General features: G+C 41.8%; 18 protein-coding genes. 4 read left to right on the plus strand and 14 right to left on the minus strand.

All coding sequences use genetic code 11. From position 1 onward, the window contains the following. Nucleotides 1–18: 18 nt before the first annotated feature. From MFF31_RS19455 to leuC, 13 genes are all read right to left on the minus strand, one after another. Nucleotides 19–834 (minus strand): GDSL-type esterase/lipase family protein, encoded by an 816-nt coding sequence (locus tag MFF31_RS19455; RefSeq protein ID WP_238190168.1) that lies wholly within the window; start codon nucleotides 832–834, stop codon nucleotides 19–21. Nucleotides 835–1,045: 211 nt separating this feature from the next. Next, nucleotides 1,046–1,318, minus strand: a complete 273-nt coding sequence (locus tag MFF31_RS19460; protein ID WP_238190170.1) for a DUF3886 domain-containing protein — start codon at nucleotides 1,316–1,318, stop codon at nucleotides 1,046–1,048. A gap of 10 nt (nucleotides 1,319–1,328) precedes the next feature. Continuing rightward, nucleotides 1,329–2,513, minus strand: a complete 1,185-nt coding sequence (purT, locus tag MFF31_RS19465; protein ID WP_238190172.1) for a formate-dependent phosphoribosylglycinamide formyltransferase — start codon at nucleotides 2,511–2,513, stop codon at nucleotides 1,329–1,331. 176 nt (nucleotides 2,514–2,689) lie between these two features. Then, complete coding sequence (locus MFF31_RS19470) at nucleotides 2,690–4,513, minus strand: ABC transporter ATP-binding protein (RefSeq protein ID WP_238190174.1); 1,824 nt, start codon at nucleotides 4,511–4,513, stop codon at nucleotides 2,690–2,692. Beyond that, nucleotides 4,513–6,306: an ABC transporter ATP-binding protein gene (locus MFF31_RS19475; RefSeq protein WP_238190177.1), complete on the minus strand. Its 1,794-nt coding sequence runs from the start codon at nucleotides 6,304–6,306 to the stop codon at nucleotides 4,513–4,515. Before MFF31_RS19475 ends, MFF31_RS19470 begins: the two co-directional genes overlap by 1 nt. A gap of 394 nt (nucleotides 6,307–6,700) precedes the next feature. After that, a complete protein-coding gene (locus MFF31_RS19480; RefSeq protein WP_238190179.1) occupies nucleotides 6,701–10,396 on the minus strand; it encodes a dynamin family protein in 3,696 nt (1,231 codons plus the stop codon). Between the two features lie 12 nt (nucleotides 10,397–10,408). Further along, nucleotides 10,409–10,681 carry an NAD/NADP transhydrogenase alpha subunit gene (locus tag MFF31_RS19485; protein ID WP_238190181.1) on the minus strand — a complete coding sequence of 91 codons (273 nt, stop codon included), beginning with the start codon at nucleotides 10,679–10,681 and terminating at the stop codon, nucleotides 10,409–10,411. 5 nt (nucleotides 10,682–10,686) lie between these two features. Beyond that, on the minus strand, nucleotides 10,687–11,382 hold the full coding sequence (nth, locus tag MFF31_RS19490; RefSeq protein WP_238190183.1) for an endonuclease III: 696 nt from the start codon (nucleotides 11,380–11,382) through the stop codon (nucleotides 10,687–10,689). Between the two features lie 157 nt (nucleotides 11,383–11,539). After that, on the minus strand, nucleotides 11,540–13,624 hold the full coding sequence (locus MFF31_RS19495; protein ID WP_238190185.1) for an S-layer homology domain-containing protein: 2,085 nt from the start codon (nucleotides 13,622–13,624) through the stop codon (nucleotides 11,540–11,542). A gap of 28 nt (nucleotides 13,625–13,652) precedes the next feature. Beyond that, a complete protein-coding gene (locus MFF31_RS19500; protein WP_238190186.1) occupies nucleotides 13,653–14,258 on the minus strand; it encodes a GerMN domain-containing protein in 606 nt (201 codons plus the stop codon). Nucleotides 14,259–14,277: 19 nt separating this feature from the next. Beyond that, on the minus strand, nucleotides 14,278–15,780 hold the full coding sequence (locus MFF31_RS19505) for an N-acetylmuramoyl-L-alanine amidase (protein ID WP_238190188.1): 1,503 nt from the start codon (nucleotides 15,778–15,780) through the stop codon (nucleotides 14,278–14,280). Between the two features lie 153 nt (nucleotides 15,781–15,933). Continuing rightward, the gene (gene leuD, locus MFF31_RS19510) at nucleotides 15,934–16,533 is read right to left on the minus strand and encodes a 3-isopropylmalate dehydratase small subunit (RefSeq protein ID WP_238190190.1); all 600 of its coding nucleotides are present in this window, start codon (nucleotides 16,531–16,533) and stop codon (nucleotides 15,934–15,936) included. 33 nt (nucleotides 16,534–16,566) lie between these two features. Continuing rightward, on the minus strand, nucleotides 16,567–17,982 hold the full coding sequence (leuC, locus tag MFF31_RS19515) for a 3-isopropylmalate dehydratase large subunit (protein ID WP_238190192.1): 1,416 nt from the start codon (nucleotides 17,980–17,982) through the stop codon (nucleotides 16,567–16,569). A 180-nt stretch (nucleotides 17,983–18,162) separates the two neighbouring features. Between leuC and MFF31_RS19520 the strand changes: the two genes are divergently transcribed. Next, on the plus strand, nucleotides 18,163–19,056 hold the full coding sequence (locus tag MFF31_RS19520; protein ID WP_238190194.1) for a LysR family transcriptional regulator: 894 nt from the start codon (nucleotides 18,163–18,165) through the stop codon (nucleotides 19,054–19,056). A 17-nt stretch (nucleotides 19,057–19,073) separates the two neighbouring features. On the opposite strand, the gene MFF31_RS19525 is transcribed toward MFF31_RS19520, so the two are convergent. After that, on the minus strand, nucleotides 19,074–19,877 hold the full coding sequence (locus tag MFF31_RS19525) for a carbon-nitrogen family hydrolase (protein ID WP_238190196.1): 804 nt from the start codon (nucleotides 19,875–19,877) through the stop codon (nucleotides 19,074–19,076). 123 nt (nucleotides 19,878–20,000) lie between these two features. Between MFF31_RS19525 and MFF31_RS19530 the strand changes: the two genes are divergently transcribed. The 3 genes from MFF31_RS19530 to proB all read left to right on the plus strand — a co-directional run bounded on the left by MFF31_RS19530 (nucleotide 20,001) and on the right by proB (nucleotide 23,246). Then, nucleotides 20,001–20,483 (plus strand): hypothetical protein, encoded by a 483-nt coding sequence (locus MFF31_RS19530; protein WP_238190198.1) that lies wholly within the window; start codon nucleotides 20,001–20,003, stop codon nucleotides 20,481–20,483. Nucleotides 20,484–20,594: 111 nt separating this feature from the next. Then, the gene (locus tag MFF31_RS19535) at nucleotides 20,595–21,800 is read left to right on the plus strand and encodes a pyridoxal phosphate-dependent aminotransferase (RefSeq protein ID WP_238190200.1); all 1,206 of its coding nucleotides are present in this window, start codon (nucleotides 20,595–20,597) and stop codon (nucleotides 21,798–21,800) included. A gap of 339 nt (nucleotides 21,801–22,139) precedes the next feature. After that, complete coding sequence (gene proB / locus MFF31_RS19540; RefSeq protein ID WP_238190202.1) at nucleotides 22,140–23,246, plus strand: glutamate 5-kinase; 1,107 nt, start codon at nucleotides 22,140–22,142, stop codon at nucleotides 23,244–23,246. Nucleotide 23,247: the final 1 nt, after the last annotated feature.

The raw sequence follows: 23,247 nt of genomic DNA on the forward strand, positions 1-23,247 counted from the left end.
ATATCTTAGCCCCCATATTTAGTTCACTGATTCCAACATCCGAGATGCAATTCGTTCATACCCAAAGTCATTAGGGTGAAAGTGATCGGAGGATAAATAATCCATAATCCGTCCTTCAAAGAGATCAAATGTAGGTACCATGAGCATATTAGGATACTGAAATATGGTTTCGTAAACGTCCTTATTCCACTTCTGCATCTTTAAGCTGGCATCTCTAAGTTCGGGAATATCATAAAACGGATTATAGAGACCCATATAAACGATAGTAGCAGACGGATTTAACTTATTAAGTTGCTTAGCAATATCATTAAATCGGTCAATTGCCGCTTCAAAATCTACCGTTAATTCATCCAAATTCATTGCTGATAATTTACGATTAGCAAGCTTAGTTCTTGCGGATAAAAACAAATCATTGCCGCCAATGCTGAATACGATCAAATTAGCTCTTTTAATGGCATAATGATATCCGGGATCTGTTAAGAGTCGTTCTCTCAGTTCAGTAGTTTGCATTCCATTCACAGCCAAATTGTTAACAAGTTTGACTGGCTTTTTGAACTGAACCTTAAGTCCATCTGCTAGTCTTTGGACATACCCTTTTCCTGATGAGTCGCCGGTTCCTTTAGTTAATGAATCGCCAATAGCAACGATTTTTATTTCTGATGCCTGCTTAAGGGCTGTATTTTCTACAACTTCCTTTCTTATCTCGTTAATTTGCCCCTTCGTTGCAGCTGGCATCAACATATCCTTTATTACAAAGCCGAAACCTACGATAAGTGTGACGGTTACAAATAATGAACAAAAGGCGATAGATGGCCATAAGTACCGATTTTTCATCCATTCTCCCTCTTCAATTGTAAAATAATTAACTTATCTCGAGACCGAAAGAGCACAAGAAAGAAAATATGTGCTTGGTGTCAGTTGTTACCATGGTGTACATTTCTGCACAAGCTTATGCCCTGCATGCAAAAAAAAGAGAGATGCCATAGCGGCAACTCTCTAATTATTTGATCCTAATTAACAATTTTTATAGCTATGCTACCTTAAGCTATTTATACTTGCTCCCTTTAGAATCACTATTCTCGAGCAAGTATGCAAAATCATTTTCTCGAAGCTTCTGTTCCTTTTTCTTTGCTTCTTCTTCCTTCTGGCGTTGCTCTTCTTTTAGATCAGATTCTGCTTGTTTCAATTCATCAGCTTGAGCTTTGAGCTTGCTTAGTACTTCAGCACCTAGCAACTCTTTAAGCGTAATACCTTGCTCCTGACTTGCTCCAGCATCCGACTTCCGTGAAGGCGCTGGACTTTTTCGTTTCTTGGCCATATTTTATCACCTACTTGCTGTTATATTCGATTGACAATGCTTCCGCAGCTATACGTGCAGTTTCTCTTGCAGATTCAGCATCTGGACCTGTGCTGAGGGCGACTGCCATTCTACGGCCAACCTTCGTTTCTGGCTTGCCAAATACGCGTATTTGCGTGTTCGGTACGGACATTGCTTCTTCTAATCCGCCTATGCGGAAATCTGTTGATTCACGATCAGCCTTAAGTGTATGAGAAGCACCTGGCGTCAGCAATCGAATTGTCGGGATCGTAAAACCAAGTATTGCTCTGACATGAAGTGCAAACTCCGATAAATCCTGTGTCGCCATCGTCACCATACCCGTATCATGTGGACGAGGGGATACTTCGCTAAACAAGACGCCATTGTCTGTGATGAACAATTCTACACCATAGAGCCCATAGCCGCCTAGCTCCTCCGTAATTTTCAGCGCTATCGCTTCAGCTTCACAGATATGTTCCTCCGTCATTTCATGCGGCTGCCACGATTCTATATAGTCACCGTCTTTCTGAACATGACCGATAGGAGCGCAATAGCTTGTTCCTGATACGGAACGGATCGTAAGCAGCGTAATTTCGGATTGGAACGTAACGAAGCCTTCCACAATGATACGCGGTTTCTTCGTACGTCCCCCTTCCATCGCATAGTTCCAGCAGCTCTCAAGCTCCGCCTCAGAACGACAGACGCTCTGCCCTTTGCCCGAAGAGCTCATAATAGGTTTAATTACACAAGGATAACCAAGCGCTTCCGCCGACTCTCTTAACTCCTCAAGAGATTCTGCGAAGCGATAAGGAGCAGTTGGAATCCCTAGAGTCTCTGCTGCGAGACGACGAATACCTTCCCGATCCATCGTTAGACGAGCTGCTCTAGCTGTAGGTATGACCCGATGGCCTTCATTCTCCAGCTCTACTAATGTAGCTGTAGCTATTGCTTCTATTTCAGGTACAATAAGGTCCGGACGTTCATCTTCAATAATTCGACGAATCGCATCGCCATCCAGCATATCTGTTACGTAGCTGCGGTGAGCTACTTGCATAGCAGGAGCGTTCGCATAACGATCAACAGCTATCGTTTCTACTCCGAGACGTTGGGCTTCAAGAACAACTTCTTTACCTAGTTCGCCTGAACCTAGCATTAATATTTTACGCGAGTGTGTCGTGAGCGGTGATCCGTACATAAAAGAAAGAACCTCCTGGACATTCATCACTGCTGCTTTCATCTATTCCCCCATTATCGTAGTCGAACAAGGGAAATAGTATATGCAGAGCTTGAACTTTTTCTTCCATTGTGGAGGTTCATGGGATAAAAATCAATATAATTACAATGTTAATTTCTTGCCTAATTCATAATTTGTTATAAATAACGATATTGTGCTTCAATTAATCCGTTATAAACGCCCTTTTTTGCTAATAATTCTTCATGATTTCCTTGTTCCACTATACGTCCATGATCTAGTACTATAATTTCATCAGCATGACGAATAGTAGATAACCGATGTGCGATCATAAAGGAAGTTCTGCCCGCTAGCAACGTTTTAAGCGCTTCTTGAATTTTGAGCTCTGTTTCAGTATCGATACTTGCTGTGGCTTCATCCAAAATGAGAATTCGTGGATTTGCTAACAAAGCACGAGCAAAGGATAAGAGCTGGCGTTGTCCCATCGACAGTACGTTACCGCGCTCCTCTACTTGTGTTTCATACCCTTCTGGCAGCTCCATTATGAAATGATGTGCGTTCACAGCTTGTGCAGCTTTCACAATTTCCTCTTCACTAGCATCTAAACGTCCGTATCGAATATTGTCACGTATGGAGCCAGCAAATATAAACGTGTCTTGCATGACTAAGCCTACCTGTGCCCGCAAGCTTTCAATTGTAACATCCTTAATATCATATCCATCAATGCAAATGCGACCCTGTACAGGATCGTAGAACCGACACAGCAGATTAATGATCGTGCTTTTTCCAGATCCAGTATGACCAACTAATGCTATAGATTGACCTGCCTTCACATCGATGCTGATTCCCTTTAGAGCTGGCCTATTTGCTTCATACTCAAACACGATATTTTCAAGCGTAACATCACCGTGAATTTCCGGCAATTGTACTGCTTGTTCCTTTTCTGACACGGTTGGTTTTTCATCAATAAATTCAAAAATTCGTTCAGACGAAGCCATAGCGATCAGGAGCTGCGAATACATCTGACCAAGCCGGTTGATTGGCTCCCAGAAGTTGCCGATATAAGTAGCGAAAGCAACGAGCAAACCGACTGTAATGACCTTATCCTGAATAAGTGTTGCCCCGTACCAAAATAGAATACAAGTACCGATAGCTGCTGTTATTTCGATGACAGGACCAAACGATTGATTTAGAGCAGATGCCTTGTTCCAAGATTTAATGTTATCCGTATTCATATGTTTAAAAAAAGCTAAGTTATCCTTCTCTTGCACGTATGCCTGTGTTACCTTCATCCCTTGAATACTTTCATTCAAATGGGCATTAATCCGAGACTGTTTCATTCGAACATCTTGCCATGCGAACCGAATCCTTTTGCGCAGAGATGTAGATACAATAATCATTAATGGTACTGTAATCATAACGGCTAAACCTAGCTTCACATTTAGTGCAAGCAAAATAATGACGATCCCTGCAAGCTGTATACAATCCATCAGCAGATTGACAACACCGTTGGTGAACAAGTCTTGTAGTGCATTTACGTCATTAGTTACTCGAACGAGAACAGAACCAGCAGGACGCTTGTCGTAGAAGCGGAAAGAAAGCTTCTGTATATGCTGGAACAGGTCATTTCTCAGATCGAAAATAACACCTTGACCAATTATATTTGTAAACTTGATTCGATACGTATTCGCTGCCCATTGGATGATATACAAACCTAACATTGCTCCACCGATTAATACTAATGTTGTTATGTTGCCAGTCCCGTACTTAGGATCGACTATTCTATCAATAACAAAGATCATAAGAAAAGGTATCGTAAGACGTGTTAGCGTGCCTAAAAGCATCATTATTAGTACAGGCATAAGTTGGCGACGATAAGGTTTCATATACGTGTAAAGGCGATGCAATTGTGACCAATTAAAAGGTTTTTCTATCGCATCATCGTCTTGATAAACAAATCGTTCATTGCGATTGCGTCCCTTGCCAGCCGTTTTTATACTCATTATACGTTTCTCCTTCTACGATCATGGAAATTAATGACTGACGAAGATTGATCGCTCTGTGGAATAAAATCGGCATATTGAATGTTATATGTATTGCGATATGGACCTGACTGCGCAATAAGTTCTGCGTGACTTCCTCTTTGTACGATTTGTCCTTTATCAAGTACAATTATTTCGTCAGCGTGTCGAAGAGATGATATTCGATGTGCGATTATAAATGTTGTTCTGCCGACCATTAGTTCCCTAAAGCCTGCTTGAATCTCATGCTCTGTTTCCATATCGACAGCACTTGTAGCATCATCAAGAATTAATATTTTGGGATTTCTTATTAGGGCGCGGGCGATCGCAATTCGCTGCTTCTGTCCACCGGACAACCCCATTCCTCTTTCTCCCACAACTGTGTCGTAACCAAGTGGAAGCTCCATAATAAAGTCATGTGCTTTTGAAAGCTTTGCTGCCCTTTCGACCTCGTCCTGTGAAACATCCCTAACCCCATATGCAATATTGTCGCGAATAGATGCTGAAAAGAGGAATGTCTCTTGGAAAATAGGAGCGATCTGACGGCGTAAAGAAGCTACGTCCATATAACGAATATCAATGCCATCAATTGTAATACTGCCATGCTTTACGTTGTATGCACGCATTAGTAACTGAATAATCGTTGATTTCCCTGAACCCGTTGCACCTAACAAACCAATTACAGCTCCTTGTGGCGCATCAATCGTAATATTCGTTAACGCAGCAGATTTGTCTGGATAACTGAAAGTTACACCATCAAACCGAACGTGACCTTTCACAAATTCAGTAGAGATCTCAATTGCATCATCTTCGTTTTTTACGTGAACATGTTCATTGAGCAACCCAATCACTCGTTCACCAGAAGCTTTAAACTGTGTGTAGTTGTTAATATGGAAGCCGAGACCCCACATCGGACCGATAATATACCAAATAAGACTGAAAAATGCGACAAATTCACCTAGAAGCAATGAACCATTAATAACAAGTATGCCTCCAGCAATAAGTAGAATAACAGCACTCGTATTAGCAACTAGCTCCATTACAGGGAAGTACTTCGCCCATAGTTTTGCTGCATCAATTTGATTCGTTTGGTATGCCTCACTTCGAACTGAAAACTTAGATACTTCATGTGATTCACGTGCAAATGATTTAACTGTTCTTACGCCTGTTATATTTTCTTGTACAGCTGTCGTTAAGTTGCTCATTGCCTGTCGCATCTCACGGAATGCTGGATGAATCAATCGTTCAAAGCGAAGAGCCAAAATAATTAATAGAGGCATCGTGATGAGCGTAATAAGTGTCAACTGCCAGTTAAGGTAGAACATCATCCCACCGCCGAACAAAAGCATGAGTACCATATTCAAAATTTGAGCAAAACCGAACCCAATAAAATTGCGGATTGCCTCCAAATCAGCTGTAAGTCTAGACATTAGATCGCCTGTTTTGGCCTTATCGTAATATTGATAGGATAAAGTCTGCAATTTATCATATAATGCGTTTCTCAATCGAAAGGCGACACGATTTCCTAATCGTCCTCCAAAAAATCCATGAAGAAATTGGTTAAGTGCTTTTAGAGAAATGACACCTACTGCAATTAATGCAAGCTGCGGTACGAGATGGAACTTTTCCGGTGTAATCACATCATCAATTAAATAACGCAATAAGTTGGGATATACTAACCCAATTGCCGTTGCAGCCATCAAAAACAAAATCGATGCGATCAGAAACTTTCTCTCCGGCAAATAAAAGGCTTTCAATTGCTTAAGAATGTCCATCTCAATCCATCCCCCTTATCTGAAATTTCTAATATATGAAAGAATATTATCAGCTTCAGTTTAGTGGAGCAAACACGATATTAATGCGTATTTTTTAGTAATCCATCTTATTTTTGCAACAGAATGACCCTTGGTGGTTATTCCTTCCATATCGTCCTAAATCATAAGCAATATGTACCTTTTACTCCTTTTTTGCATCATTTCACACAACAAGCATAAACAGCTAAGCCTTCCTTTGGAGACTTCGCTGTCGTTTCGCGACGAAATATAAGCCCTTAATAAAATAACTAACTTATACATTCTACTATTTATACAAAAAATGCTTTTACAAAATGATAATCATTTTGTAAAAGCATTCAGCTATAATTGCGATGGGATCGTACATCATTCTAATCTATTCGAGATGAATGAGATTATGATGAAGTTTTTTCAACAATGCAAGATCGGCTCCGTCCGTAAGTGAGCTCCGCTTGCCCCCGGCAAATGAACGCACATCTTGATCTAGACGATTAGAAGCAGCATTCGCCGCAGAAATCCACTCTTGTTCATAATGTACAGTCCATTGCTTCGTCACATTGTGCATCCAGCTCTGAAGGGAAGGAGCAAGCAAAGCTTCAAAATCTTTGCGAAGCAAAGTTTTTCCTTCACCTTCAAAAAATTGGCGAGGTGACCTAAACCGACTCCAGAGCCATTTCACTTCAATGCTATTTTCTTCCCAGTCCTTAGATTGCTCCGGAGCAGTAATGTCCTGCTCAGCATCGTAAGGAAGTGATGGATAGCCCTCAACTATACTTTCAACAGCTTCACAGCTATGCTGATAGATCTTTTTTACCGATTCATGCAATGCACGTTCCATACGAAGAGTCGTTGCTAGCAGCTCTTGAGAAAGCTCTCGTTGCATTAATCGTTGAAGCTCTAACCAAGCGGTCCATATGACTCGTCGCAAATCACGGCCGTCATCCTGCAATGTGGCAGGATTAAAGGCAAGATGATAAAACTCACCAAAACGATATTGAAGCCTCTGGATAACATAATAAAGGAGCTCATTAATTTCCTGCTTCAATCCTTCTGGCAATACCGTTTTTCGAAGATCTTCGATTGGAAGCTCCGTCTTCTGCACAGCAAGAACAAGCTCTTTAAGTGCTGCTTCTCTTACAGTTGCGTCACCTTCTGCACTTCGAAGCCACCCTGCTACCGTATCAATCGTACGTTTAAGCTCTAACTCGGCAGAATCAATCGCCATTCGTCCTAGATCATTCTGAATAAAGGATAGAAAGGAATGTTCGAAATCTTCCATACGGGACTGTTCAAGTAAGCTGCTATTGCCGTCGAGCTTACCATCGAGTGCTTGAATGCTCGATACTGGAAATAGTCTCGGCGATCGAATAGCATGCTGCAACAAATTTGTTTCTACATGGTTTAATACGCCTTGAAGCTCTGCCTCATCAGCAGCAAGATCTGAAGCATTAACAATAAAAAACATTTTGTCCAGCTCGAACTGATCCTTCACCCTGCCCAATTGATCTAGAAACTGTCTATCTGCCTGCGAGAAGGCATGGTTGTAATACGTGACAAAAAGTACTGCGTCAGCATTTTTAATATAATTAAAGGCTACTCCAGTATGTCTTGCATTAACCGAATCCGCACCTGGTGTATCTACTAGTACGATTCCTTCCGCCGTTAATTCGCAATCATAATGGAAATCGATTTCACTTACAAAACATGATCGGGACTCATCTGCAACATATTGAGCATATTCGTCTCGTTCAACTTTCAGCTCTTTGCCAAGCAGCGCTTCATGTTGCGCCCACCCTGCTCTTGCTGCTCTCAAGAAGCTGTAATGGGGTCTACCGCCTGTTCCAATCGATTCTGGCTTCAAACGATCGATCGATTTCATTATGGATGCAGCATCAGGCAACTTTGCTTCAGTCGCATTTTCACCAAGGAGTGAAAGCGAATAACGCAAATCGGAAATAACTGCTTCGCTTGATTTCATAATAACTCGAGCCGATCCATGACTAAATTGCTCCGTCGGAGGCATAAGACGATTAATAGCTGCTGTCGTTGGATTAGGTGAAACAGGCAATACTGCATCACCTATTAAAGCATTAGCTAATGACGATTTGCCTGCACTAAAAGCTCCAAATAACGCAATTGTAAACTGGCTGCTTTGAAGACGCTCCGCTTTATCTCTTAATGCTACTGCTGCTGAACGTAAGGAAGTGATTGGCGCAAGAAGCTCGGAAGCGCTGAGCAACTTAGCCGCAGCTGAACGTTGATTTGAGAGTGCGGACATCCCGCTTCCACCTAGCCGTTTCCTGCCAGACTGTTGTTCACTAGCACTAGACTTTTCCAGCATCTCTTCATTGGAAGCATTCTTTAATGTTTGCTCCAAATTACTTTCATTCAGACTAGAAAACGGATGTTTTGCGTTTGATTCCGTAACTAATGATTCAGTATCTCTTGGAACTGGTAAAATCGGTCTGCTCACTGGGGCTGGAAGAAGTGCGTTCATTATTACAGCATGGGTACTAGTACTCTCTTCAATTGCCGCAATTGCATTCAATGCTTTAGCTTGTTGTTCTAAAGCATCCAGCTGTGCCTCAACTTGTGCAGATTGTTCACGATTCGCGGCTGCATTATGTTCAGCAAGCTCATCAACTATTTCTAGCGCCCATGCACGATACATACCTTTAACGTCTGCTGCAAGCTCTTTGCAAAAAATTATCGTATACTCATTGCCCATTACCGCACTCGTTTTAACACGTGCAATTAGCCATGACGAATCAGGTTGCAGACCTGCTGCTGTTGTCAATTTCTTTTCTAGACTATCACTATCAAAATGGATACGCTCAGCAGCGTTTCTTAGCAACTGCTTCACATGCCAATCAATTGAAGCATTAATAAGACTAATGAGCTCCGTTCGGAATACCTCAAGTCTGCGCTCTTGTTCAGCAGCCGTCTTCGCACCTGCGAAAAGCATCCCCATCTTGAACCCTGGCATACGGCTCTCAAGGAATGTATGAGCCAAGTCTCTTAACCCAGCTGGTGTAATGTTCGCATTATCGAGCAGTGATTGAAGTTCTTTGCGAAGCTCGGTACGATATAACTCACGATCGCTTGCAAGCTTTCCAATGGAATCAGTTAGACGAGTTATCTCATCTGAAACGATAGCAGCAGCTTCTTCACCGCCAGCTTGCTCAAGTAATCGTTCGCGATCTATCTCCGTTTGTTCCTCAGTCCATTTCAGATGCGCATTCAGCAAATGTCTAAGTGACGCATCAACGCTGTAGGAGCACAACTCTTCTCTTCGCTCACCGAGAGAGCGGATTAAATCGATTAACTTCTTCCATTCATGATGCGCGTGGTTCGGCTCGCGTAACGACAAATAAACGATCCCCGCTGGCTCTAAGTGCCAAGCCTGGAACGCTTCTTCTACGCTGTTACGATAGGATGAAAAGCTTAATTCTCGATCACGATGTTTATCAATTTGATTAACGATAAAGTATAAGGGCTTACCCCAATCCTTCAATTCCTTCGCAAATGCAAAGTTAATTTCAGACTGGACATGGTTATAATCCATTACATAGAATACGACATCAGCCAAATGTAGAGCCGATTCCGTAGCCATTCGATGTGCATCATCCGTAGAATCAATGCCTGGCGTATCTAATAGCACAGTATGGTCGCCTAATAATTCACTTGGATAAACAATAGATACCGAAGCAAATTGCTCGCCATCTACACAATATTTGTCTAGTTCATTAATCGGAACCTCTGCCTGTGTACTTACTCCGTCCTTCACCTTTTCTACAGACGCGTAAGCTCGTTCCCCTCCACGTATCGCAACGACATTAGCGCTAGTAGGAATAGGACTTGATGGCAGTAACTTTGCACCGCATAAATTATTAACCAAGGTTGACTTACCCGCTGAAAAGTGTCCGCATAAAGCGACAGTAAGCCGACCTTCGGTCAGCTTACTGTTCAGCTCAAGCGCTTGTTTCGCACGAGTATGATCGCCAGCCTCGGACATCGCTGCGGCTGTTGCTTGTAATGCTTCCGCTATGCTTTGTACCGTTATCTGTGTCATCAGCAGCTACTCCTAAACAGCTTCCTCTTCGTCAGATGGCATACAAATTTCAAACACGTTGCCATGCTGCAAGATCATAATATTCCGTTCTCTTTCTTTCATTACAACAACTTCAGGTTTAACGCGCATACGTTCAATGTATTGATCTGGTACATCGCCGGAACCACTTACCGTAATTCCATCAATAACAATATCTTCGTTTTCTTCAGGCGGTGATTGTAGAACTTGCTCATAAATATCAGAAAACTGTTCAAAATTATTTGTATATACGGAAATACACTTCATATTCATCATCCTTCGTTCGCTAATTTAGGTTTCTTAATCCTATTTTTTGTCTTAATCGCCGGCTTCATACGTCCTTTTCCTTCTTTGCAAATATCTAGTAATGGACATATAGGGCACTGCGGATTTTGTGCTTTGCAATGGTAACGTCCGAAAAATATAATTCGATGATGAGTTAACGTCCATTCATCCCTAGGTACAAGCTTCATCAGTTTCTGTTCTACAACAAGCAAAGAATCATCTTCTTTTGCAATAGACAGTCGCTTAGAGACTCGGTCTACATGTGTATCCACTGCAATAGCAGGCACACCGAATGCATTAGACATCACAACGTTCGCAGTTTTGCGACCTACACCTGGCAACTCCGTCAAGCCTTCATGACTTGCTGGCACTTCACCATCATATTTATCGATAAGTATCCGGCAGAGCTTCTGTATGTTGGAAGCTTTACTTCGGAACAAGCCGATTCTCCGAATGTCCCCTTCAAGTTCTTCAAGGGGTACTCCCAAGTAATCCTCCGGACTTTTGTACTTCTGAAACAAACCGACGGTAACTTTATTTACCATCTCATCTGTACATTGTGCCGATAATAAAACGGCAATCGTCAGCTCAAAAGGATTAGTATGATTGAGCTCACAATGCGCATCTGGAAACAGATCGGCTAATGTATCCAGTATATGACGCATTTTCTGTTTCGCATTCATTGTAAGCCTCCACTTAAACACTATCGTTCAAAGTGTAGCGAAATTTGACACGCTTCGCAACCTCAAACTGCTAATTTCATAAAAAAAACTGCCCCGAAGGGCAGTTTTTCACAAAACGTTCCTGTTTTCGTCTAAACTACTATAGGATTACGTTGCATTAACCGTTTGAAGCTTTACCTACTTCTTGTATTTTAACTACAGAGTTACCCACATAAGAGAATACAACGATTGCTCCTACTGGCAATTGAGCTAAAGTACCTTTTGTTCCATCTAGTTTTACAAAAGAAACATCTTGTGTTGAATACTCGAATGTATCATTAACTGTCGTCCTCACTTTGATTTTATTCGTAACCGTGTTCGTAGAAGTTACTTCATATTGAACATTCTGATGTACTCGAATACCTATTGCTTCAATTTTATCTGGCTTCATAGTCATTGTAACAACATCACCAGTTTTTAGATCGGTATGAGCAGCCAGCGGGCGTCCAAAATACTCTATCACGTTAGTGATATAAGGAATTTTTGCGGTTACCCCTTGTTCTGAAACAATCGTCACTACTCTATTTTTCAAATCAACTTCCAATACTTTCCCCGTGTGCGCCATTACAAATTGCATAGAAATAATATTTTTATGCGTGTAACGAATAACTACATTTGCGTTTTGAGTCGTAAGTTTAATAGCATTTGCTAGATCAATACTATTACCTAAATAATCAAATTTGGTTCTATCCGTAATTGTGAGTGCAATTGGTTCTCCATTAGAGTCCATAACTGTAACTACTTTTTTAGCTTCATTTATGTTGAAAATCTCAGCTGCTACGATAACTTTAACTTCTCGATTAGTCACTTTCACTTTCGTCACTTGATCCGATGCATTCAAAGTAAGTTCAACTTGATCCCCATCTTTTACCAAATCAGCAAATCCAGCGTTCGCTAGACCGTTAATTTCAACAGTTGCGCCTGCAGCAACAAATTTAGATACTAATGTGCCAGCTGACTTAATTGTGACTACTTTCTGATCCGCTGATACGAGATCTCCTGTTGCTACTGTTGTAGCTGGTGTTGAAGAAATCACAATTTTCATTGCAACTGGCTTAGTACGGAAACTGTCCTGAACGATTGTAATTTGACCATTCGCTTTAAGATCTGTAATCGCTATTTGTTTTCCTTCTGAGTCTTCAATTGCTACTTCAGAAGTATAATTAATAGGGACTGGCTTATCATTAATCCACATATAGATGATGCTCTCTTCGGCGTTGTACCTTGCAAACGCACCTTCTACAGTCGTTGTACGCTGCTCATCACCTTTTGCTTCAACGTACAATGCTTTACCGTCTTTAGCAAAAATAGTAACGTCCGTGTACTCTTTCAATTCATTCAAAGCTACTGGTTTTTCTGATTTGTAATGGTAGAACAACGTATTAGCATCTAGCGTATATTTTGTATCAGTCTCTTTGCTATAAACAGAAATCGATTGTTCTGTAAGATCAGAAATAACGCCGTCAACTTGTCCATCATATTCAATAGCATAACTTGTTTGTGCTCTACTAAATATTGTTGCAAGACTAGCACGTTTAACATCTGAATCAGGTTTAAAAGTAGTGTCAGTTACCCCTTTTACAAGTCCGAGCTGTACCGCCGCATTTACATAACCTTTGTAACGTGTATCAATGTCTGCCGCATCTTTGAAATGCGATTCCGTGTTCTGCAAATTTGTAGCCGCCGCTTGTTGTCCAATTGCTTTTACAATTAGCTTTGTAACCCATTCACGACTTGCAGGCTTCTTACCCCATTCAGTGGTCTTGTCCGCTGCTGCTAGTGCGTATTCCTCTTCACGGTCTAGTAAGCCCTTGTTGAATGCGAGCTCGATGTAGCCTTTAAAAAAAGTGCCGACAACGAATGATTCACCAAATACAATCATAGAATTTTCATCTACCAAATGGCTAATACCTGCGAATTTAAGAGCCATAAGCACAGCTTCTTGTTGTGAAACACCTTTTTCTGGGTTGAAAGTGGAAATTTTGGTTATATTATCAATGTAGCCAGTAATAACTCCTTGATAATACAGTTTAGAAATATGTTTTTCAGCGTAATGGCCTCCAGGTACATCTGTAAATGGTGTAGTCGCTGCTGCAGCGCTTATTGTACTTGGCACAGTTAACATCGCAGTGCCACTTCCAGTCACTAGCGTAATCGCTAATGCCCCTGTTACAATCTTTTTCCACGTTTCATGCAATGGCATTATTTTGTCTCCTTCAAATTATGTAATTTTATTCCGATTTCAGGATTGGATGTTCAATATCTACATGCCCCATCAAACTTTCAACTGGTTCACCAACAACTAACAAATTAATGCCCTCAATAAATGAAAATTGAAACAATGTCTTTTTTAGCGATTCTACTAATTGAAGCTCGCCAGGCGCACCTAGCCTTGCTTCATCTGGAATATGAATATCTAATGTCAAAACATTGTCTTTGAGATCAACGGAAAGAAAGTGAATCCCCTTCCACAATGAAACGCCGCCTTCTTCATTATCTTTCTGAAACTCAGCGATCGTCTTGTTTATTAGCTCAACTTCATCCTTAGAGACGATATTGATCTTCTGCTCTACCATATTTAATAGTTCTTCGTCTGTACGATAAATAATGACTTCTGTCCCTTGCTCCTCTAACTCCTTGGCTTCATCAGTTGCCTCGGGTGCTTTACTTGCTATAGGGGTTGCAGGAACACTTGAAGTTATCGGATCTACTGTAGACTCGCTCCCAGAGCTCCCTAACTCCGACTTCCCAGTTCCTTGACCCCCGCAAGCTGCAAGAGTAGCCACCAAAAAGGTTGTTGCAAGTAGTACTCGAAAGCTACGATTGGCTGTATTCATATTTATGAACACCTGCTTTCTATTTCAGATTCAAATACTCCTTAATACCTTTAGTGACTTCATCAGCTAGCCTATTCTGTACTGCATCATTGAATAATGCTTTAGAATCAGTACTATTTGACAGATATCCCGCTTCGATCAGAATCGCTGGCATCGTCGTTTGTTTAATTACTTTGTAGCCAGCCTTCTTAACTTTACGATCAGCAAGTCCCATTCCAGCTAGTACATGTTTATGAATAATATCTGCTAGTGGCTTACTATTAGGACGATCATAATAGGTTTCGGAGCCGTTAACACTTGTTTTATCATAGCTATTAGCATGAATTGAAATAAATACATCCGCTTTTAAATTTTCTGCAAACTTTACTCGATCAACAAGCTCTACAAAAGTGTCATCTGTACGTGTTAAATGTACCTTGATTCGCTTATCTTTTTCTAGAGCTGCTTTAAGCTTAAGAGCAACACTCAAATTAAATTCTTTCTCCCAGCGATTCAATGACTTACTTAAAGCACCTGGATCTTTAGCGCCATGCCCTGGATCAAGAACGATGTCATAGACTTCATCTGATTCTCCTGGTAATGGCAATGGAGGATCTACTGGTATCGGTGGTACTACTGGGATTGTTGGTTCGATCGGCACTTCGCTGCTTGGCATAAACGATAGATGAATTGCATTTTCAGTCTCGGAAAGAACATAACCTGTATCTGGGTTAATCATTACAACAAGTCTAGCCGTTAGTGGCGTGTTTGAAAATTGAGAATAACGATACCCGTTCAGTAATGGGTTGTCCATCAAAGTTGTTTCTGACTGACCGTTTACAAAAGTTGCTGAAAGCTCAGGCAAATAGGTTGCGTTCGGAATATCAAATACCATTCTTCTAGGATTTTCTAACAAGAGTGGTTTATTTGGCTTTTGTACTCCTGTGTGCGTAATTGTTATTACGTTTTGTTCATTGAGTGTGACGCCTGATATAATGCCTGTAGGAAGAGCTGGCTTCTCAGGTACAGTTGGATTTGTTGGATCTACTGGAACTAATGGATCCACCGGAACAGTTGGAGCTATAGGATCTACTGGTTCTTTTACCGGCGGTACGATTTTGTCAAACATATGTACTTCACGTTCTGTGTTTTTCCATTCGAAGTCCAGTCCTAATAATTCTCCGACAAAACGGACAGGTACCATCGTTCTCCAATTAATAAGTTGCGGCTTTGATTCTGTCTCCATTATTACGCCGTTTACCCTTACCATTGACTCTCCGATAATGAGTTCGATAACGGTGTTGTCATCTTTGACGGTTACCTTCTTCGTTACCGACTCCCACTCTACTTCATAACCTAAGCCATCTGACAGAATCGCAAGCGGCACTAGCGTTGAACCGTTTTTAATTTGCGGATCAACATCAGACATTAACTGCTTCCCATTCAAATATAGTTTGGGAGGAGCTGCAGCAGCATGTCCAATAGAAGCAAACATGGTGAACAACAATGACAATAACAATACAATGGATACAGACTTTTTCATTTCCCACCTCGATGACTGAATTGTCCGCACGGAATATCCCCATTCGACATGCTTGGACAATATAATAGACGCACGCTGTCAGAAAAAGTTGCGTATATAGGAAAAAAGAGGACAACCTCAATTTTGTGGGGTTATCCTCTTCAATCTAACTATTTAGCCAAGACGAACTGCATGTTTTTGCTCGTATGCTGTAATTTTTTCTTCGTGCTGCAACGTCAGGCCAATATCATCCAAACCTTGCAATAGAAATTGACGACGGTGTTCGTCAAGATCAAATAAAATGCTTAGCCCGTGCTCGTCAGTCAGTAGTTTTTTCTCTAGATCAACTGAAAGTTTATATCCTTCATGCTTAGCTGTACGTTGGAACAAATCTTCTACTTGCTCTTCACTTAACTTAATAGGCAAAATACTATTTTTGAAACAGTTGTTATAGAAAATATCTGCATACGAAGGTGCGATAATCACTTTAAAGCCGTAATCCAGAATCGCCCACGGCGCATGCTCACGGGATGAGCCGCAGCCAAAGTTCGCTCTCGAAACGAGTACAGAAGCTCCTTCATAACGCGCTTTGTTTGGTTCAAATTCTGTATTGATGTCGCCGTTTTCGTGGAAACGCCATTCAAAAAACAAAAATTGACCAAATCCACTACGTTCAATACGCTTTAAAAATTGTTTTGGGATGATAGCATCTGTATCTACATTGACCCGGTCAACCGGAGCTACGATTCCTGTAAGCTGTTTAAATGGTTCCATGTTGGTGTTTCCCCTCTCCTGCGTTAACGTTACTTAATTAGCAACTGCTGTTCTAACTTCCCATTCACGTACATCGGTGAAACGACCGTTCACTGCAGCTGCAACCGCCATTGCTGGCGATACTAGATGTGTTCTACCGCCACGACCTTGACGACCTTCGAAGTTACGATTCGACGTTGAAGCACAACGCTGGCCTGGCTTCAACACGTCTGGATTCATTGCAAGACACATGGAGCAGCCTGCATCGCGCCATTCAAATCCCGCTTCAGTGAAGATTTTGTCCAAACCTTCCTTCTCAGCTTGGATTTTCACACGTCCGGAGCCAGGAACAACAATCGCCGTTACTCTCTCGCTAACTTTGTAGCCTCTTGCAATTTCTGCAGCGGCACGAAGATCCTCGATTCGTCCATTTGTACAAGAACCGATGAACACATAATCGATCTCAATTTCAGACATTGGCGTACCTGGTTTTAGATCCATATATTCAAGCGCTTTTTCAGCAGCTTTACGTTCGTTTTCTGTAGGAAGATCCTCAGGGAATGGTACGCGGGAAGTAATATCTGTACCCATACCAGGGCTAGTTCCCCATGTTACTTGTGGAATGAGCGCATCTACATCGAAATGAAGTACTGTATCGTACTCTGCACCTTCATCCGTCGTTAATTGTGACCATGCTTCAACAGCTTCATCGAAGTTAGCTGGAGCGTACTCACGACCGCGCAAGTAGTTAAACGTTGTAGCATCTGGTGCAATTAGACCTGCACGAGCGCCACCCTCAATTGACATATTGCAGACAGTCATGCGCTCTTCCATTGTAAGGCTAGTAATTGCTTCGCCCGTATATTCGATAACATAACCTGTAGCAAAGTCCGTACCGTATTGTGCGATAACGCCAAGTATTAAATCTTTTGCCGTTACGCCTGGCTTACGCTTGCCATTGAAGCGAACTTCCATCGTTTTTGCTTTGGATTGTTGCAAACATTGCGTCGCAAGTACATGCTCAACTTCACTTGTACCAATACCGAATGCCAATGCACCGAAAGCACCGTGAGTAGAAGTATGGCTGTCGCCGCAGACGATTGTTTTGCCAGGATGTGTAAGACCAAGCTCAGGACCCATAACGTGTACAACACCTTGATCGATGCTATCAAGATCGAACAATGTAACGCCGAAGTCTTTACAATTTTGAGTTAGAGTATCAATTTGTTGCTTGGATATTGGATCTGTAATGTTGAAGCGATCTTTTGTCGGTACATTATGATCCATAGTAGCAAACGTCAAATCGGGACGACGCACTTTGCGCCCTGACATACGCAATCCTTCAAATGCTTGCGGTGAAGTAACCTCATGGACTAGTTGAAGATCGATATAAATGACACTAGGTTTATTCTCTTCTTGATGAATGACGTGATTATCCCAAATCTTTTCGAACATTGTCTTTTTCGCCATTATGCCCACCCCATCGTTTCATTATTGCTGCTGGCAATAATCTACTTATTTAATTGAAGCTATCATACCATGTCTTTCTTCATTGATCTAAGATATAATATCTATAATTGCTATAGGTAATAACTATAAGTCAACTTTCATTATATTTATGCAAATTCGAAATGTGGAGTGAGAATATTCATGGAATTGCGACAACTAAATTATGTCATCCAAATTGCAAACGAAAAAAACTTCTCAAGAGCAGCAGATAAACTCCATATCGCACAGCCGTCCTTAAGTCAGCAATTATCCAAGCTTGAGCAGGAGCTAGGCGTACTTTTATTCAGACGCACAACAAATTCAGTTGAATTAACACAGGCAGGTCAAGTGTTTGTTAATAAGTCACAGGGGATATTAGATGCTGTCGAACAGCTCAAACAAGAGATGGATGATATGGCTCAGATGCGTCGAGGTCGTCTTGTTGTAGGAACTCTCCCCATTACTGGATCACATGTTTTGCCTCTAGTTCTGCCTGTATTCGGAGAAAAATATCCGCAAATCGAGGTTGTACTAGTTGAGGAGACTACTTCGAAGTTAGAGCAACTTACAGCAAGCGGCGGTACAGATTTAAGTCTGCTGTCCCTCCCACTAATCGATAGTTCACTCTCTTGGGAGCCTTATTTGGAAGAGGAAATTTGTGTTGCTTTTCCTCCGCAACATCGTTTGGCTACGCGTAAAGACGCTATTGATATTGGCGAGCTGAAGGATGAACCGTTTATCGGATTAAAACGTGGTCAAGGTTTCCGCCAAATTACAGTTGAGCTTTGTGAGGCTTCTGGCTTTACACCTCAAATTGTATTTGAAAGCAGCAATATTGAAACGGTTCAATCACTTGTCGCCGGAGGGATGGGTATAGCCTTCGTCCCTCAAATGCTTACTCGTTCGCGCGGTACTGACTTTGCTCCACATTATTTACCACTTGCGACCAAACCGACTCGTACTCTAGTTGTAGCAAGCCGGAAGGGTCGTTATTTATCAAAAGCAGCCCAAGCGTTCATTGAGACGTTAAATCAAACGATTAGTCATTATCGTTAAACGAACTTTCGCATCATTTATTTCTTAGAATACAACTCAGAACGACGATCCTCAAATACCGGAATTCTGGTGCGGACTTGGTCTACGAGATCAAGATCGATGTCCGCATAAAGGATCGTCTCCTCCTCGCCAGCCTCCGCTATAATCTCTCCCCAAGGATCGATAACGAGTGAATGACCAAAAAAGTTCGTTTCGCCGCTTTTGCCCATACGATTGCACGCAATAACATACATTTGATTTTCAATTGCTCTTGCCATAAGAAGGGTGCGCCAATGATGCAATCTAGGATGTGGCCATTCTGCAGGGACAAACAACAGTTTTGCTCCATCTAAAGCTAACGTTCTTGATAGTTCTGGGAAACGAATATCGTAACAAATCATCATCCCCGCTTGTTCGCCTTCAATATTTAGCTTGCCATGCTTCGTACCTGCCTTTAAATACTTTTCTTCATCCATTAAACGGAACAAATGAATTTTGGAATAATCAGCAATTGTGTTTCCTTCACGATCAAACGCGTAAATCGTATTATAAACACCATCGGATTTTTTCTCCGCTATAGAGCCGCCAATGATGTAAATCGCATGTCGTTTGCTGAAATGTGACAAGTATTCAATCGTACGTTGTCCATCTGGATCGGCAAGTAGTTCTATCTCTTCTAATGCATAACCTGTGTTCCACATTTCTGGAAGCATAATAACATCAGGCTTTACCTCAGATGTGACAGCCTCCTCTAACATATCCTTGACCTTACCAAAATTGACTTCCGGGTTTCCCGCATCTATGTCCATCTGCAGCAACGCGAGCCGCAATTGTTTCTTCATTAAATACCAATCCTCCTACGCAAAGTTTTTATTTCCCTATAATACCGTCTCATGGTTCTCTGTCAAGATGGGCATTGTAACAAGGTGACTATCTATTTGAACCTACAAAAGGAGTTTTCTATTATGACGTCTAAGCTAATGAAAAAAATTGTCGTTTTAATTGCCGCGATGATAATGATACCGTTAATTAGTTGCAACGTGTTCGCAGCAGCACCAACTGGAGAAAGTTCAACTGGTAATAACGACGCTCTCGGTCCCGTTCAAGTGTTCGACGTATCAGCTGGCAAAGTAGTTAAGACAATACCTAATGACAAAAAAATTCAACGAATGGCTGCCAAATGGACTAATTCAGTGTCAGGTTTATCTCCACAGGCAACGACTGACCATGGCTGTACTTATGTATATCGAATTCCCCTTGCCAAGCCAGCTCAAATTTCTACTGGTGAAATAAACGTTACTACAACCAATTTGTTTCTTTTCTATTGCAAGGACAAGTCACCTTTTCTGCTCGTATTCGATTTACAAAACAAACCTTATTTATTTTTATTTAAAGAGAATATTAAACCATTCATAAAAAAGGTGGGCTTACCTGAAAATCCAAATTAACGTCCCTTCATCCTTTTGCTTCAATTATCCAGTCATTCGTGCTACATTATTGCTAATATCTATTCGAAATGAAAAGTGAATAGTGTAAGTAGTGATGTGGAGAGTGATGAAATGGATGTAGACGTACAGAAACGTCATATTAAACCTGCTGATCGTATGGTAGGTCTGCCAACACAATTTTTTGCCAAGTTAGTAGCTAAGGCTAATGCACAAATTGCAAAAGGAAGAGATGTTATCAATTTGGGACAAGGCAATCCAGATCAGCCTACTCCGCCCCATATTGTATCGAAGCTACAGGAGTCAGCGACAAATCCTCTGTACCATAAGTATCCACCCTTTAGCGGTTATGCATTTCTAAAGGAAGCTGTAGCAACACGTTATAAGGAAGATTATAACGTTGATCTTGATCCAACTACAGAGGTTGCAATCCTTTTCGGTGGCAAAACGGGACTTGTTGAAATTAGTCAATGTCTGCTTAACCCTGGTGATGTTTGTCTCGTTCCAGATCCCGGTTATCCGGATTATTGGTCTGGCGTATCCCTTGCAGGCGGCGAGATGTCGTTTATGCCGCTTACAAAAGACAATCGCTACCTTCCAGATCTAACTGCCATTGATAATGAAATATCTAGCAGAGCGAAATTAATGTTTATGAACTACCCTAATAACCCTACTGGAGCTGTCGCAGATCCCAAATTCTATGAGGATGTTGTCAAGTTTGCTAATGAACATAATGTTGTTGTAGCCAGTGACTTTGCTTATGGCGCAATCGGCTTTGATGGGGTGAAACCAATCAGCTTCCTCCAAACACCAGGCGCCAAAGAAGTTGGAGTAGAATTTTACACGTTGTCGAAAACATACAATATGGCTGGATGGCGTGTAGGATTCGCGCTAGGAAATCCTGATATCGTTGCGATGATCAATCTTATACAAGATCATTACTATTGCAGTTTATTCGGTGGCATTCAGGAAGCAGCAGCTCTCGCTTTAACTGGACCTCAACAATGTGTGGAGGAACTTGGAGCGCTTTACGAACGCAGACGCGAAGCATTATTCGCAGCACTGGATCGTATTGGATGGAGAGCTGAACGTCCCGGCGGATCATTCTTCTGCTGGTTACCTGTTCCGGAAGGCTATACCTCCGAATCATTTGCAGATAAACTGCTATTTGAAGCAGATGTAGTTGTAGCACCAGGTGTCGGATTTGGTACTCATGGAGAAGGTTACGTTCGTCTTGGCTTGTTGACGAGTGAAGCCCGCTTAGAAGAAGCTATCGAACGAATAGGCAAGCTCGGTATTTTCACTAATTCAAGCGATTAGAATAGCTACATAGCTTTCTTTACAGCGCAACTAGATCATGTTATCCTTAATTTAGCTAAATTATGAAACGTGATGACGGGACCAGTAAGTAGTTCAGGCCTTGTTCAGAGAGTAAATTCCATTGGCTGCAAGAATTTACCGTTGGCCCCCTGCTGAACCTACCTCCGAGCGGTCGGCGACAAGCCGAACAGTGCCTACTGTTACAAGGTATTAAGATGGATGACTCGCAAATGATTGCGATCATCAACAAAGGTGGTACCGCGGAAGCCCAGACTTTCGTCCTTTATGGATGAAGGTCTTTTTTGTTGTCATGAAACCAGTATAGGACGGTGCCTTAATATGTCGGAACGTATCGTGGTGAAAATCGGAAGCAGCTCTTTGACCTCCGATGAAGGCGGACTTAATAGGGAAAATATTCATTTTTTTGCTTCTGAACTTGCATCGAGACATCAATTAGGTGAGAACATTATGCTCGTAACCTCTGGTGCAGTAGCAGCAGGTTTCCGTAGAATTGGATATCCTTCGAAACCAAAGGCTGTCCATGAAAAACAAGCGGCAGCAGCAGTTGGTCAAGCACTCCTCATGCAGACCTATCAGGAAGCATTCAGTCAGTATGGTATCGTTGCTGCTCAAATCTTGCTAACTAGAGCTGATTTCTCCAATCGACGTCGTATACAAAACGCATTAATGACGATTGAAGAACTGCTAAAACAACGTATTATTCCGATCATCAACGAAAACGATACCGTTGCGACAGATGAGCTCATGCTTAAATTTGGAGACAATGACAACTTATCTGCATTAGTTGCAGCAATGACCAAAGTGAATATGTTAGTCATCATTACAGATATGGATGGATTGTACACAGAAGATCCTCGTAAAAATCCGCTTGCTGTCAAAATCGAGCGGGTCGATCAAATTTCCGAAGACATATTAAAACTTGCGGGAGGTTCTGGTTCTTCTGTCGGAACTGGCGGAATGCGCTCAAAGATCGAAGCAGCGCGAATCGCCATGCGCGGCGGTGTTAGAGCTTATATCGGTAAGGTTCAATATGATGGTGATCTTTCCCGTGCTATTGAGGGCACTGGCAGAGGCACGTATTTCGATACGAAGCTGAATAGCTTGCCCATGAAAAAACAATGGCTAGGCTTCCACTCCACCCCTCAGGGACGAATTATTGTCGATGATGGTGCTGTGAATGCGTTATTAATTGGCGGCAAAAGTCTTCTCCCTGCTGGCATTACTGATAGTTCAGGCGACTTTCACCCTGGTGACGTTGTTGAAGTATTTAATTCTCAAGGAGAAACGCTCGGTCGGGGTGTGGTCAACTATGCAGCTTGGCAATTGAAAGCAGCGGCTGGCTTAAGCACAGATGAGGTTTCCCGTAGAATTGAAGTAACACGAATTGAAGTCATTCATCGCGATGAATGGATTACTCTTAAATAAA

It is taken from the genome of Paenibacillus sp. L3-i20, from assembly GCF_022180385.2.
Lineage (GTDB): Bacteria > Bacillota > Bacilli > Paenibacillales > Paenibacillaceae > Pristimantibacillus.

Excerpts from the sequence above, each read along its gene's own strand:
- leuD (WP_238190190.1), bottom strand. The coding sequence starts at position 16,533 with ATGGAACCATTTAAACAGCTTACAGGAATCGTAGCTCCGGTTGACCGG.
- MFF31_RS19475 (WP_238190177.1), bottom strand. The coding sequence starts at position 6,306 with ATGGACATTCTTAAGCAATTGAAAGCCTTTTATTTGCCGGAGAGAAAG.
- nth (WP_238190183.1), bottom strand. The coding sequence starts at position 11,382 with ATGAATGCGAAACAGAAAATGCGTCATATACTGGATACATTAGCCGAT.
- MFF31_RS19495 (WP_238190185.1), bottom strand. The coding sequence starts at position 13,624 with ATGCCATTGCATGAAACGTGGAAAAAGATTGTAACAGGGGCATTAGCG.
- MFF31_RS19525 (WP_238190196.1), bottom strand. The coding sequence starts at position 19,877 with ATGAAGAAACAATTGCGGCTCGCGTTGCTGCAGATGGACATAGATGCG.
- proB (WP_238190202.1), top strand. The coding sequence starts at position 22,140 with ATGTCGGAACGTATCGTGGTGAAAATCGGAAGCAGCTCTTTGACCTCC.
- MFF31_RS19530 (WP_238190198.1), top strand. The coding sequence starts at position 20,001 with ATGACGTCTAAGCTAATGAAAAAAATTGTCGTTTTAATTGCCGCGATG.
- leuC (WP_238190192.1), bottom strand. The coding sequence starts at position 17,982 with ATGGCGAAAAAGACAATGTTCGAAAAGATTTGGGATAATCACGTCATT.
- MFF31_RS19480 (WP_238190179.1), bottom strand. The coding sequence starts at position 10,396 with ATGACACAGATAACGGTACAAAGCATAGCGGAAGCATTACAAGCAACA.
- MFF31_RS19470 (WP_238190174.1), bottom strand. The coding sequence starts at position 4,513 with ATGAGTATAAAAACGGCTGGCAAGGGACGCAATCGCAATGAACGATTT.
- purT (WP_238190172.1), bottom strand. The coding sequence starts at position 2,513 with ATGTACGGATCACCGCTCACGACACACTCGCGTAAAATATTAATGCTA.
- MFF31_RS19455 (WP_238190168.1), bottom strand. The coding sequence starts at position 834 with ATGAAAAATCGGTACTTATGGCCATCTATCGCCTTTTGTTCATTATTT.
- MFF31_RS19485 (WP_238190181.1), bottom strand. The coding sequence starts at position 10,681 with ATGAAGTGTATTTCCGTATATACAAATAATTTTGAACAGTTTTCTGAT.
- MFF31_RS19460 (WP_238190170.1), bottom strand. The coding sequence starts at position 1,318 with ATGGCCAAGAAACGAAAAAGTCCAGCGCCTTCACGGAAGTCGGATGCT.
- MFF31_RS19505 (WP_238190188.1), bottom strand. The coding sequence starts at position 15,780 with ATGAAAAAGTCTGTATCCATTGTATTGTTATTGTCATTGTTGTTCACC.
- MFF31_RS19500 (WP_238190186.1), bottom strand. The coding sequence starts at position 14,258 with ATGAATACAGCCAATCGTAGCTTTCGAGTACTACTTGCAACAACCTTT.
- MFF31_RS19535 (WP_238190200.1), top strand. The coding sequence starts at position 20,595 with ATGGATGTAGACGTACAGAAACGTCATATTAAACCTGCTGATCGTATG.
- MFF31_RS19520 (WP_238190194.1), top strand. The coding sequence starts at position 18,163 with ATGGAATTGCGACAACTAAATTATGTCATCCAAATTGCAAACGAAAAA.